The organism is Ruminococcus sp. 1001713B170207_170306_F1 (genome assembly GCF_015668065.1).
GTDB lineage: Bacteria > Bacillota > Clostridia > Lachnospirales > Lachnospiraceae > Blautia_A > Blautia_A faecis.
In genome coordinates, this window is sequence record NZ_JADPEX010000049.1 from 1 (window position 1) to 13,413 (window position 13,413).

Sequence of the window (13,413 nt, forward strand, 5' to 3'; positions counted from 1 at the left end):
ATCAATATAACAAGCCCCAGCAAAAAGCCGGGGCTAATACTTCAATTATTTTAGGACATTTTCAAAAACGCTTGACAGCCACTGCTGCAAAACAGCAAAAAAATTTAATGTATTGTCAAGCCGGCGTTACTGTTCACTGGTAACATTCCGCGAGGTGTTTTTTGTGAACAAAGTTCACAGAAAACCCGAGAATTGCGGCGCGAAATCATGCGAATGCATGATTTCTGTGCATCGCGAAGCGCGTTACTGGTCACGGAGTGAACAGTAACAAGCCGGCTCCAGAAATATCTGGTTGCAAATTACTTGTTGTGTCAGAACGGGAAATATTATATAATATAAACAAACTTGCCCCGCGATTTTTACGCTGCCCAGACGTAACAGAACAGCGGTCACTGCTCACTTTGTGATCAGTAACGAACAGAGCTCGCGGATCAAATTTCAAAATGTAGTTTTTACTGGAGCGCGTAGCTTGCTGGAATGATTTTTGAAACACGCTCTAGAGACACAGAAATGGAGGGTACTATGATTAAAAGAATCGGCTTATTAACAAGCGGCGGTGACTGTCAGGCATTAAATGCCACCATGCGGGGAGTTGTAAAAGGGCTTACAAACAGCATTGATGACCTGGAAGTTTACGGATTTGATGATGGATATAAGGGACTGATCTACGGCAAATACCGTATGCTTACATCCAAGGATTTTTCCGGAATCCTTACACAGGGCGGAACTATTCTTGGAACATCCAGACAGCCGTTTAAGCTTATGCGCGTACCGGATGCCAATGGACTGGACAAGGTAGAGGCTATGAAGCAGACTTATTACAAGCTTTGTCTTGACTGTCTTGTAATCCTCGGAGGAAACGGAACCCAGAAAACAGCCAACCTCTTAAGAGAAGAAGGTTTGAATATCATCCATCTGCCTAAGACCATCGACAATGATATCTGGGGTACAGATATGACATTCGGGTTCCAGAGTGCAGTAAATATTGCAACAAACGCTATCGACTGCATTCATACAACAGCAGCATCCCATGGCCGTGTATTTATCGTAGAAGTTATGGGACACAAGGTAGGAAGCCTTACTCTGCACGCAGGAATTGCCGGCGGAGCAGATATTATCCTGATTCCGGAAATCCCATACGACATTGAGAAAGTAGTTGCAGCTATCCAGAAGAGATCTAAAGCTGGCAAGCGTTTCACCATTCTTGCAGTGGCAGAAGGCGCCATTTCCAAAGAGGATGCCCTTCTTTCCAAGAAAGATTACAAGAAAAAGCTGGAAGACCGCGCGAAGAAGTATCCTTCCGTATCCTATGAAATTGCAGACAAGATTACCCAGAAGCTTGGTTCTGAGGTACGCATTACAGTTCCGGGACATACACAGCGAGGTGGGGCACCATGTGCATATGATCGTGTGCTTTCCACAAGAATCGGAGCAGGAGCAGCAGAGGCTATTCTGGACGGAGAATATGGCATCATGATCGGTATTGTAAATGGCAAAATCAAGAGAGTACCTCTTGAAGAATGTGCCGGCAAGCTGAAAATGGTTTCTCCGAAAGACCAGACCGTTAAGGCTGCAAAGCAGATCGGAATCAGCTTCGGCGATTGATTCCCTGCTGTTAGAAAGGAGTTTCCATAAATGAGCTATACTGCTCTATACCGGAAGTTCAGACCGGATAATTTTGACGATGTCAAGGGACAGGATCACATTGTAACTACCCTGACCAATCAGATCAAGCATAACCGTATTGGTCACGCGTATCTGTTTTGCGGCACCCGAGGAACCGGTAAGACTACCGTTGCAAAAATACTGGCAAAAGCAGTAAATTGCCAGCATCCGGTAAATGGAAGTCCCTGTGGTGAATGTGACATGTGTAAGGCGATACAGGCTGGCACCTCCATGAACGTGATCGAGATCGATGCAGCGTCCAATAACGGCGTTGACAATATCCGTGAGATCCGTGAGGAGGTGGCCTATCGTCCTACTGAAGGAAACTATAAGGTATACATTATCGACGAGGTTCACATGCTTTCGACAGGAGCGTTTAATGCTCTTCTGAAAACACTGGAGGAACCTCCGTCTTATGTTATCTTCATTCTTGCCACCACAGAGGCCCACAAGATACCGATCACTATTTTGTCCAGATGTCAGCGATACGATTTTCACCGCATCACTATTGATACCATTGCGGCAAGGCTGGATGAACTTCTGAAAATCGAAGGCGTAGAGGCAGAAGAAAAAGCCGTCCGTTATGTGGCAAAAGCCGGAGACGGTTCCATGCGAGATGCACTAAGCCTTCTGGATCAGTGCATTGCCTTTTATCTGGGGCAGACACTGACTTATGACAAAGTCCTGGAGGTTCTGGGAGCTGTGGATACGGAAGTGTTCAGCAAGCTTTTGCGAAAAGTGCTCCAGGGAGATGTGACAGGTGCGATACGCACTCTTGAGGATTTGATCATAGGCGGAAGAGAGCTTGGACAGTTTGTGGGAGATTTTACCTGGTACATGCGTAATCTCCTTCTGGTAAAAACCTCCGAGAATCCGGAGGAAGCCATTGATGTATCATCTGAGAATCTGAAACTTCTAAGGGAAGAAAGTGAGATGGTGGATGTAGAAACGCTGATGCGCTACATCCGTATTTTTTCTGACCTGTCCAGTCAGATCCGCTATTCCACCCAGAAGCGTGTTCTGGTGGAGATTGCTCTGATCAAACTGTGCCGTCCGGCGATGGAGACCAATCTGGATTCTGTTCTGGATCGTCTTCGTGTTCTGGAACAGCGCATGGACGAGCGGCCTGTTCAGCAGGTATTTGTCCAGCCGGGAGCCACTGGCAGCGCCGGAAGTACAGGAGCCGGATCGGATGGCAGTGCAGAAGCCATGGCAGCAGCACCTGAGAAAGCGGCACCCGAGGATCTGCAGAAGATTGTAGCCAGCTGGAAGGTGATCGTAGGTCAGACCAGCGGCATTTTCAAACAGATGCTCCAGAAGTCTATTCCCAAATACAATGGCCAGACCGGTGAACCGGTTCTCTACATCGAATTCCAGGATTTCCTTGGAAAAACCTATGTAGATAATCCGGAAGCAGAGGAAGAACTGAAGAATATCATCCTGGCCCAGACTGGCAAGAGTGTAGAACTTAAGATGGTGGTGGCAAAAGAGCACAACCATACCAATCTTGCCAAGGTTACTGTAGATCAGGCTCTCCGGGAGAATATCCATATGGATGTTGTTGTGGAGGAAGATCCTGACGATGCAGAAGATTAAGAGTGTTGCTGTTTAATTTTTGTGCAGTAACATAAGAGTTGCCGTGAAAGCGACGAACGAGAAGTAAATTAATAATATTTGCAGAAAATGTGAATATTGTTATGAAAAATGATTTTTGCTGCCGCAAATGTTATAGAGCCTGTTTGAAAAATCAGAAATGCGGAATCCAGCATGAGATCAGAACAGTTAAAGGAGGACTTTGTAATGGCAAAGCGTGGAGGATTTCCAGGCATGGGTATGCCGGGAAACATGAATAACCTTATGAAGCAGGCGCAAAAAATGCAGCGCCAGATGGAAGAGAACCAGAAAGCTCTCGAGGAGAAAGAGTTTACTGCAGCAGCCGGTGGCGGAGCTGTAGAAGTAACTATCTCAGGTAAGAGAGAAGTGACCAAGGTGAAGCTTGCGGAGGAAGTTGTAGATCCGGATGACATCGAGATGCTTGAAGATCTTATTGTTGCAGCAACCAACGAAGCACTTCGCAAGGTTGAGCAGGAGAACCAGGCTGTAATGTCCAAACTTACAGGAGGTCTGGGAGGACTTGGTGGGGGTCTTCCATTCTGATGGAATACTACAGCAGTCATATCAATAAACTGATCGAGCAGTTTTCCCATCTTCCGGGAATCGGGGCAAAATCTGCCCAGCGCCTGGCTTTTCATATTATGAATATGCCAAAGGAACAGGTACAGCAGCTTACCAATGCCATCACCGATGCCCGGATGAACGTACAGTACTGTAAGTGCTGCTACACCCTTACGGATAAAGAAATGTGCCCAATCTGCAGCAATCCCAAAAGAGATCACAGTACGATTATGGTAGTGGAGAACACAAGGGATCTTGCTGCTTATGAAAAAACCGGTAAATTTGACGGAGTTTATCATGTACTTCACGGCGCAATATCCCCTATGCTGGGAATTGGTCCGGATGATATCAAGCTGAAAGAGCTGATCATGCGACTTCAGGGAGATGTAAAAGAAGTGATCATTGCCACCAACTCCAGTCTGGAGGGAGAGACTACAGCAATGTATATCAGTAAGCTGATCAAGCCCACCGGGATCAAGGTCAGCCGTATTGCCAGTGGTGTGCCAGTAGGCGGTGACCTGGAATACATTGATGAGGTTACCCTGCTTCGGGCACTGGAGGGCAGGGTAGAACTGTAAGATGGCAGGAGGTGATTTTTGTGGCACGCAAAAAAGTGACTTCATCAGATGTGGCAGAGAAAGCAGGAGTTTCCCAGGCAACGGTTTCCATGGTTCTGAACCATAAGTACAATGTTTCTTTTTCCCGAGAAACAGTGGAAAAAGTGGAAAGCGCGGCCAGAGAACTGGGCTATCAGCTTCCGGGCCACAAAAATAAAAAAGAGAACAAAAAGGAAAAAATGATTGTTGTCTTTTGCCCAACTATTACCAGCCCTTACTATGTGATGCTCCTTCAGGGAATCGAGGCGGTAGCCAACGAGCGTGGCTACGGAGTTTTCATCTGCAATACCCAGCGTGATGCCAGGCTGGAAGAGAAGTATCTGCGCATGATACGCGCCATGGCACCCCAGGGGATCATTTATGCCTGCAATCCCCACCCGGACTATATCAGCCAGGTAGAAGAGATGGCAAGAAGCATTCCGCTGGTCATCATTAGCAACAAAGAAAAAATCAGTACAGTAGATGCTATTAATCAGGACAACACAGAAGTGGGACGACTTATGGCGAGGCATCTGCTGGATCTGGGACATCAGGATGTGGCCTTTATTACGCCGCCGCTTACCAGAAGACAGTGGCAGCGTTCCAAACGAGTGGATGGTTTTGTCCGTGAGTTTGAGAAGGCTGGGCTTTCCGGACATGTGATCATCCGGGCTGCTGACGAATCCGTTGACCGTCGCAATCCTAAGACGGATTCCGAGTATTCTATGGGCTATGCCCTGACCAGGTCTCTTCTGGAGGATGGCAGCAGATTTACTGCCATTGCCGGACAGAATGACATGATGGCCATTGGTGCTGTGGATGCTCTTCAGGATGCCCGTCTGAGAGTGCCGAAGGATGTATCTGTGATCGGCTGCGACAATATTTTTTATTCCGGAATTCGCAGAGTGTCACTGACTACCATTGATCACTTCGTTGATCTGAAGGGCAGGGATGCCTGTGACATTATCATCCGGAAAATCGATACAGGCATCCGTTTCGGGGAAGGCATCCGTCCCACAAGTGTATATAATATTGAGTATAATCCCAAGATTATTGTGCGAAAAACCACCGGTTATGCACGTATGGATAAACCGGATCCCATAAACGAAAAATCCGAAGAAAATAAGTTTAAATAAATAATTTACTGGAAATTATTAGTAATAATTTAAAAAAAACATCTGGTAAAATTGCTGGAAAAACTGATTGATACAGTAGAAAATTGATTGATACCATACTAACAAACTATAGAATGATTAATAATAGATGAAATTATTAATTGAAATTTTATTAATAATTTGCTCTCTGCCTTGACCTGTAAATGAAGTCTGCTATAATGAAAGCATATGAACAGTGCAAGATAAAGGAAGCGCTGCAACGCTCTAGTCTAATTCATTTAGGAGGAAGAAATCATGAAATTTTTTATTGACACAGCAAAAGTAGAGGATATTAAGGCAGCTAACGATATGGGAATTATCTGTGGCGTAACTACAAATCCATCCCTGATCGCGAAAGAGGGAAGAGATTTCAACGAAGTAATCAAAGAAATCACAGAGATCGTCGATGGACCGATCAGCGGCGAGGTTAAAGCTACTACAACAGATGCAGAGGGAATGATCCGTGAGGGACGTGAGATTGCTAAGATCCATCCAAACATGGTTGTAAAAATTCCTATGACATGCGAAGGTCTGAAAGCAGTTAAAGTTCTTTCAAAAGAAGGTATCAAGACAAATGTAACTTTGATCTTCAGCGCTAACCAGGCACTTCTTGCAGCAAGAGCTGGTGCTACATATGTATCTCCATTCCTTGGAAGACTGGATGACATCTCTACAGACGGTGTTGAGCTGATTCGCCAGATCGCTGATATGTTTGCAGTTGCAGGCATCGATACCGAGATCATCGCAGCAAGTGTTCGTCATCCAATGCATGTAACACAGTGTGCACTTGCAGGTGCTGATATCGCTACTGTACCATTTAAAGTACTTGAGCAGATGACTCATCATCCGCTGACAGACGCTGGTATTGTTAAATTCCAGAATGATTACAAGGCTGTATTTGGAGAATAATTAACCGAGAAATTATTTTACGTAAGAATTCAATCCGGTTGTGATTCGCACATCATGATATCAAGGGAAATAATAAGGAGAATTGAAAATGGAGAATTTAGAGCTTCAGAAAGTTGCCAACGAAGTCCGCAAAGACATCGTAACAGCACTGCATGCTGCTAAAGCTGGTCATCCAGGCGGATCTTTATCAGCAGCAGATTTATTTACTTATCTTTATTTTGAGGAAATGAATATTGATCCTAAGGATCCGAAGAAAGCAGATCGCGACCGTTTTGTCCTTTCCAAAGGTCATACTGCACCAGGTCTGTATTCTGTACTGGCTGAGAGAGGTTATTTCCCGAAAGAGGATCTGGTGACACTTCGTCATCTCGGATCTTACCTTCAGGGACATCCGGATATGAAGCATATTCCTGGCGTCGATATGTCCAGCGGTTCCCTTGGACAGGGAATCTCTGCAGCGGTTGGAATGGCACTTTCTGCAAAATTATCAAATGACAGCTATCGTGTATACACACTTCTTGGAGACGGCGAGATCCAGGAGGGTCAGGTATGGGAAGCTGCAATGTTTGCAGGAGCAAGGAAACTGGACAATCTTGTAGTGATCGTTGATAACAATGGTCTTCAGATCGATGGTAAAGTTGAGGACGTATGCTCCCCATACCCGATCGATAAGAAATTCGAAGCATTCAATTTCCATGTAATAAATGTAGCTGATGGAAATGACATGGCGCAGCTGCGCGTTGCTTTTGACGAGGCAAAGACTGTGAAAGGAATGCCGACTGCGATCGTTATGAAAACAGTAAAAGGCAAAGGGGTATCTTTCATGGAGAACCAGGTTGGCTGGCATGGAAAAGCTCCGAACGATGAAGAGTACGCACAGGCTATGGCAGATTTGGAAAAGGTAGGTGAAGCATTATGTCAGAAGTAAAGAAGATTGCCACCAGAGCAAGTTATGGTAACGCTCTTGTAGAACTTGGAAAAAAACATGATGATCTGGTTGTTCTGGATGCTGACCTTGCTGCAGCTACACAGACCGGAATCTTTAAGAAAGCATTTCCGGAGCGCCACATCGACTGCGGTATCGCAGAGTGCAACATGATGGGAATTGCTGCCGGAATCGCAACAACTGGAAAAGTGCCTTTCGCAAGTACTTTCGCTATGTTTGCAGCAGGACGTGCCTTTGAGCAGGTTCGCAACTCTGTTGGATATCCGAAGCTGAATGTTAAGATTGGTGCTACCCACGGCGGAATTTCCGTTGGTGAGGATGGTGCTACACACCAGTGCTGCGAGGATTTTGCACTTATGCGTACAATTCCTGGAATGATTGTTGCATGCCCGTCTGATGATATTGAAGCAAAAGCAATGGTAGAGGCAGCTTATGAGCATGTGGGCCCTGTTTACATGAGATTTGGCCGTCTTGCTGTTCCGGTTATCAATGATAACCCGGATTATAAATTTGAACTTGGCAAAGGTATTGTTCTCCGTGAGGGAAAAGACCTTACCATTATTGCAAACGGACTTTGCGTAGCTCCGTCTCTGGAAGCAGCTGCGAAACTGGCTGAAGAAGGAATCGAAGCAAAGGTTATTAACATCCACACCATCAAACCTCTCGATGAGGAACTTGTTGTAGCAGCTGCCAAAGAAACAGGCAAAGTTGTTACTGTTGAAGAGCATTCCATCATCGGCGGCCTTGGTGGTGCTGTATGCGAGTGCCTTGCTGAGAAAGCTCCTGTACCGGTTAAACGTATTGGTATCAATGATGTTTATGGAGAGTCCGGCCCGGCTGTTGCTCTTCTTGAGAAATACGGTCTTGATGCAGCCGGTATCTATAAACAGATCAAAGCATTTATCTAATTGGCTGTACCTTTCCTATATGGTGCTGGCGCCGGCAGGCGTTATGTCTGTTTTTACAGAAAACCTTTTGGAAATTCAAAAAAGTGATATGCTAAATAAGCATACGGCAAATGGAAGTGAAAGCTTCTGTTTGCCGTATTGTTATATAAAATTTCCGAGAATCCCCTGTGCAATGGTGTCAGCCAGCGTGATCACAGTGGACAGTCTTGTTGTCTGTAAAGTCAGATATTCCAGAATTCCTGCAATATTTACAATTCCAGTAATATAAATATCCCCCACAGGCGGCAGATCTTTCTGAACAGCCGCACCTGGGTAAAGAGAGCCGTTTCCGATTGTCACATAGCCCAAATGTCTTTCATCGCCTAGAGACGCGTCTATAGCAATTACAAGGGCAAACGGATGGTTCTTTGAAATAAAGTCCGTTATATCGGACAGATTGACGGCATGAACAGGCTGACTTAATGTACCGTAGACAAAAATTCCTGGAAGCTGATGCTGACTTAAACGATAGCCCACATAAGGTCCCAGACAGTCTCCGGTTACCCGGTCACTTCCAATGCACAAAAACACAATTTCAGTCCAGTCCCGTTTATGACGCTTAATACATTTTCCCAGAAGCCGTGCAATTTCTCTGGAAGAATCTGGTTTTTGGGTATTTACATAAAAAGGCATAAAAGTTCTCCTGCTTTAAAAATTTCATAAATAAGCAAACTTGCCCGATTACTTATGAACGATAATTTGCAGCTGCAGCTGTCTGATATAATCCATCTTATCCTATATCTGGAAAAAATATGCACCTGGCTGAGTACAAAAAAACATATCGAAATCTATATGCTGCACTTTACGTGACATTCTGCCGGAATTCAATTGCAGCAGTTCGCTGTACCCTTCATCCCGACAAATATTTCCTTTGCAAAAACTGTCGCAAAATTCTGTGAAACAGGTCTTATATTCCGCTAAAATCTGCATTTCTCATGTGATATTCTCATACCCGAAGGGGTGATGTGACTATGATAGAAGTTATCTACAAAGAAGAGAAACAGGAGGCGAAAAATGGGGAAAATCTTTTTAATCTGCCGAGAAATATACGTCAGGTAGGATTGACAACCGGAAATATGCGTATTTATATTGAAGATTACGTATACACATTTCTGACAAGGCTTGCCAGGAATGCGGTCGGTTCCGGAAAAGAACAAGGCTGTGTAGCTGTTTTTACAGGCGAAACAAAATGGAACAATGGTATAACCTATCTTTTCATCCGGGGAGCTTTGATGGTGGAAGATATGGAAGCTGCATCAGATCATATTGATTTCTCTGAAAAAATATGGGCAAAAATACAGGAAGACCAGGCAAAATATTTTCCGGGACAGGAAATAACAGGCTGGTTTTTTTCGCGCCCTCAGATGTATATGGAAACAGACGAATTGCTGACCCGAATCCATCTTCGGTATTTTGGCGGTGAAAAAGTGCTTATGCTTATGGAACCTGCAGAAAAAGAAGAAGCTTTCTTCTTCTTTGAAAATGGCCTTATGGTCCGGCAGCGGGGATATTACATTTATTATGAGAAAAATCCGCTGATGCAGGAGTACATGATTGAAAAAAATAAAGATTTTGCGCCGGAATTTACAGAAAATGTGTCTGACGAGGCGGTTGTATCTTTTCGGAAAATCATCCGGAACAAGAAAACAAAGAAAGCAGAAAAGACAGAGGAAAAGCCCCAGGAGGAAATGGAGCGTACCTCTGTTTTTTCATATGCAGCAACGGCCTGTCTGGTACTTGCTGTATTAGCTGTAGGTGCGGGCTTTTACAGAAATTACGGTGGCTTGCCGGTGCAGCCTGAAGATGATTATGCAGTGACTGTTATGTCAGGAAAAACAGAGGAAGATGCATCAGAAGAAAAGCAGGCAGAAAATGACACGAATCAGATACAGGATGTTTCCAAACAGGAGAAAAGTCCGGAAGAGCAGTTGGAAAGAAATGCTTCGGTGACTCCCCAAATAACGCAGGAAGCCGCCGATACAGAAATAAGTGATGAAACCGGGAATAGCTGGCAGGACAGCGAATCTGATTTTGCAAATGAGGCGGAAGCAGCAGAACAGATAAAAGCTGAGGAGCCGGCAGAAACGGTGGATCAGACGGAAACTTTTTCCCAGGAAGCTGATGAACGGAAAATAAAGAAACAGAGCACCAACGTAGAAGAACAGACGGATTCCAGTGCACAGACCTCATCTGACGGTATATACGAAACTTATGTGATCAAACCAGGCGATACTTTATACCAGATCAGTATTTCCCATTATGGAAATATGGATGCCATCCCGGAAATCTGCCGCCTGAATAATCTGGAAGAAAACCAGGTGATTTATCCGGGGCAAATGATTGTATTACCTTGACCGGATGTGGTATAATCGAAAAAATAGAAAATACAAGGCAAGGTTAAATTATGGCAAACACATTCAAAAATATCAAAAAGAAACTGCGGCGGAAACGACTTCTGGCCGAGAAACGCCATCTGGAAAAAGCCCAGGCCGGAGCCGGTGGGAATGAAGCTGCGAGAAGAAAAATCAAAGCTGCTTTGCGAAGAAAGAAAGCTGTGCTGAAACCGGTTGCCGTGATACTGATTGCTGTATTTGTGGTCTTGGCAGGCTTTCTTTTTCTGGAAAAAAGAATTTACCGAAACTATAAAGTACAGGTGACCAGTGAGCAGGAGGATACTGTTTCCACCCAGTACACCTATCTGTCAGGTAAGATTCTGCGCTATAGTTCTGACGAGGTATCTCTGGTAAACAACAAGCTGGAAACTGTATGGTCCCAGACATATGACATGCAGAATCCCGTGGCAGATGTTTGCGGTGACTGTGCCGTGATTGCTGATAAAGATGGTACATCCATGGTTTTTCTTGACAAAAATGGAATTACCGGGACTGTATCTACTTCTTACAGTATTGTAAAGGCGAAAGTTTCCAAAACCGGAATGGCAGCGGCAATTCTGGATGGCGGCGACCACACCTGGATCAATTTTTACAATTTAGATGGAAGTCTTGTGGCAGAAAATCAGACTAATATTCAGGATCCTGGATATCCTATGGATGTGGCACTGGCAGATAATGGCGTTGTGATGATGGTGGCATATCAGTTTGTGGACAGCAGCGAGACCACCAGTTACATAGCTTTTTATAATTTCGGAGAAGTTGGACAGAATGAAGATGACCGTATTGTAAGCGGGTACACGTATGATGGAGTAGTAGTTCCGCAGATTCAGTATCTTGGCAGCAATGCAGTTGCACTTCGGGATGATGGATTTACCATATATTCCGGGCGTCAGATTCCCAAAGAACTGAAAACAGTCCAGGTTGAGCAGGAGATTATCAGTACTTTTTATGATGAAGACAACATTGGCCTGGTATTTAAAAATGACAGCAAAGACAAACAGTATACCATGCAGGTATATTCTTCTGCTGGCAAGCTGAAATTTAGCAAGGATTTTAATATTCCATATACCACTATCAGAATGAGTGATGATTATATTGTTATGTACAACAGTTCCCAGCTTTGCGTGTTGAATAGCAACGGTTCCGAGAAATATTTTGGAAGTGTGGATGGAACAGTGAAAGACTTTTTCAAATTGGGGTGGAATAAGTATTTGCTTGTTATGGATACTGGTGTAAATGTGATAAAACTCAGTTAAGGAGAATGAAATGGACATAAGCTGGACTTGGCTTGGCATTGTGGTGCTTGCACTGATTATTTTTGCATGCGCTTCCGGATTTCGCAGAGGCTTTGTAAAAGAAATCGTATCTGCTTTTTTTATGATCATATCCTTTCTCCTTGTATGGGTGATTAATCCATATGTAAATACATTTGTGAGAGAGTATACACCTGTTTATAATATTGTTCAGAGTAACTGCCAGGAACTGGTCATGGAACAGACAGGCAGCCAGAAAGCTCTGGATAAAGAAGAACAGACGCAGATAATGGAAAAAATGGAACTTCCGGACATATTGAAAACTTCTCTTATGGAAAATAATACTGCAGAGACATACCGCTATCTTGCAGTCAGTACGTTTGCGGAATATATAGCAGATTCGCTGGCTGTCATGATCGTAAATGGAATATCATTTCTTTTATCCTTTATAATTTCTGCAATCGTGATCAGACTGTTGAGTTATATACTGAATGTTCTGACAAATCTTCCTGTGATAAAGGGCGTGAATAAAATTGCCGGAGGTGTAGTGGGTGGTGCGAAGTGCATAATCTTTATCTGGATCGGGTTTCTGATCCTGACGCTGCTCTGTGATACCACGATTGGAAAACAGGGAATGGCTTTTGTTGAGCAGGATACAGTACTGAATTTCCTGTATAATCAGAATATATTTGTGAAAGTGTTTATGAGTGTTTTCTACGGAAATTGAGCACAAATGTCAAATAATGTAAAAAAATCAAAAAAATTGAAAAAAGGGGTTGACGAATGGCAACTCTGATGATATACTGAATCTCGCTTCTGAGGAAGCGGGATTTCATTTTGAAAAACTTCAAAAGTTTTTTAAAAGAAATTAAAAAAAGTTGTTGACAAACGAAAATGCTTGTGGTAATATAAACAAGCTGTCGGACAGACAACGACAGATAAACAACCTTGACAACTAAACAGTGAAACACATACGATTCTCGAAAATTCTTAACGAATCATCATTCGAATGAATGAACTTTTTATAACAGTAATGACGAGAGATAACTAAGCTAGTTGGTTGTCTTGAGTACATCAAACACTTTATCAGAGAGTTTGATCCTGGCTCAGGATGAACGCTGGCGGCGTGCTTAACACATGCAAGTCGAACGGGAAATACTTTATTGAAACTTCGGTCGATTTAATTTATTTCTAGTGGCGGACGGGTGAGTAACGCGTGGGTAACCTGCCTTATACCGGGGGATAACAGCCAGAAATGGCTGCTAATACCGCATAAGCGCACAGAACCGCATGGTTCGGTGTGAAAAACTCCGGTGGTATAAGATGGACCCGCGTTGGATTAGCTAGTTGGCAGGGCAGCGGCCTACCAAGGCGA

12 protein-coding genes and 1 rRNA gene are annotated in these 13,413 nt (G+C 44.0%); 12 read left to right on the plus strand and 1 reads right to left on the minus strand.

What is annotated here, in order from left to right; translation table 11 throughout:
• The first annotated feature begins 525 nt into the window (after window positions 1–525).
• The 8 genes from I4V84_RS19105 (at window position 526) to I4V84_RS19140 (ending at window position 8,353) form a co-directional block, all read left to right on the plus strand.
• Window positions 526–1,605: an ATP-dependent 6-phosphofructokinase gene (locus tag I4V84_RS19105; RefSeq protein WP_334284973.1), complete on the plus strand. Its 1,080-nt coding sequence runs from the start codon at window positions 526–528 to the stop codon at window positions 1,603–1,605.
• A 30-nt stretch (window positions 1,606–1,635) separates the two neighbouring features.
• On the plus strand, window positions 1,636–3,261 hold the full coding sequence (dnaX, locus tag I4V84_RS19110; protein ID WP_195993168.1) for a DNA polymerase III subunit gamma/tau: 1,626 nt from the start codon (window positions 1,636–1,638) through the stop codon (window positions 3,259–3,261).
• A 204-nt stretch (window positions 3,262–3,465) separates the two neighbouring features.
• Window positions 3,466–3,822: a YbaB/EbfC family nucleoid-associated protein gene (locus tag I4V84_RS19115; RefSeq protein ID WP_021924790.1), complete on the plus strand. Its 357-nt coding sequence runs from the start codon at window positions 3,466–3,468 to the stop codon at window positions 3,820–3,822.
• Entirely contained in the window at window positions 3,822–4,418 is a 597-nt protein-coding gene (recR, locus tag I4V84_RS19120; protein WP_118577969.1) for a recombination mediator RecR, read from the plus strand. The genes I4V84_RS19115 and recR overlap by 1 nt, the downstream gene beginning before the upstream one ends.
• 20 nt (window positions 4,419–4,438) lie before the next feature.
• Window positions 4,439–5,572, plus strand: coding sequence for a LacI family DNA-binding transcriptional regulator (locus tag I4V84_RS19125; RefSeq protein WP_195699650.1), 1,134 nt, complete (start codon window positions 4,439–4,441; stop codon window positions 5,570–5,572).
• Window positions 5,573–5,845: 273 nt separating this feature from the next.
• On the plus strand, window positions 5,846–6,499 hold the full coding sequence (fsa, locus tag I4V84_RS19130; RefSeq protein ID WP_021924793.1) for a fructose-6-phosphate aldolase: 654 nt from the start codon (window positions 5,846–5,848) through the stop codon (window positions 6,497–6,499).
• An 88-nt stretch (window positions 6,500–6,587) separates the two neighbouring features.
• Window positions 6,588–7,427, plus strand: coding sequence for a transketolase (locus tag I4V84_RS19135; protein WP_195409599.1), 840 nt, complete (start codon window positions 6,588–6,590; stop codon window positions 7,425–7,427).
• Window positions 7,415–8,353 (plus strand): transketolase family protein, encoded by a 939-nt coding sequence (locus I4V84_RS19140; RefSeq protein WP_118577966.1) that lies wholly within the window; start codon window positions 7,415–7,417, stop codon window positions 8,351–8,353. Before I4V84_RS19135 ends, I4V84_RS19140 begins: the two co-directional genes overlap by 13 nt.
• 141 nt (window positions 8,354–8,494) lie before the next feature.
• Here I4V84_RS19140 and yyaC read toward each other — a convergent pair whose 3' ends face one another.
• Window positions 8,495–9,025 carry a spore protease YyaC gene (gene yyaC / locus I4V84_RS19145; protein WP_148463555.1) on the minus strand — a complete coding sequence of 177 codons (531 nt, stop codon included), beginning with the start codon at window positions 9,023–9,025 and terminating at the stop codon, window positions 8,495–8,497.
• Window positions 9,026–9,363: 338 nt separating this feature from the next.
• Here yyaC and I4V84_RS19150 point away from each other — a divergent pair, with 338 nt between their 5' ends.
• The 4 genes from I4V84_RS19150 to I4V84_RS19165 all read left to right on the plus strand — a co-directional run.
• The gene (locus I4V84_RS19150) at window positions 9,364–10,746 is read left to right on the plus strand and encodes a LysM domain-containing protein (protein WP_195699651.1); all 1,383 of its coding nucleotides are present in this window, start codon (window positions 9,364–9,366) and stop codon (window positions 10,744–10,746) included.
• A gap of 50 nt (window positions 10,747–10,796) precedes the next feature.
• Window positions 10,797–12,041 carry a DUF5711 family protein gene (locus I4V84_RS19155; protein ID WP_195993169.1) on the plus strand — a complete coding sequence of 415 codons (1,245 nt, stop codon included), beginning with the start codon at window positions 10,797–10,799 and terminating at the stop codon, window positions 12,039–12,041.
• 10 nt (window positions 12,042–12,051) lie between these two features.
• Window positions 12,052–12,765, plus strand: coding sequence for a CvpA family protein (locus I4V84_RS19160; RefSeq protein ID WP_207748703.1), 714 nt, complete (start codon window positions 12,052–12,054; stop codon window positions 12,763–12,765).
• Window positions 12,766–13,121: 356 nt separating this feature from the next.
• Window positions 13,122–13,413, plus strand: a 16S ribosomal RNA gene (locus I4V84_RS19165); the annotation flags it as partial.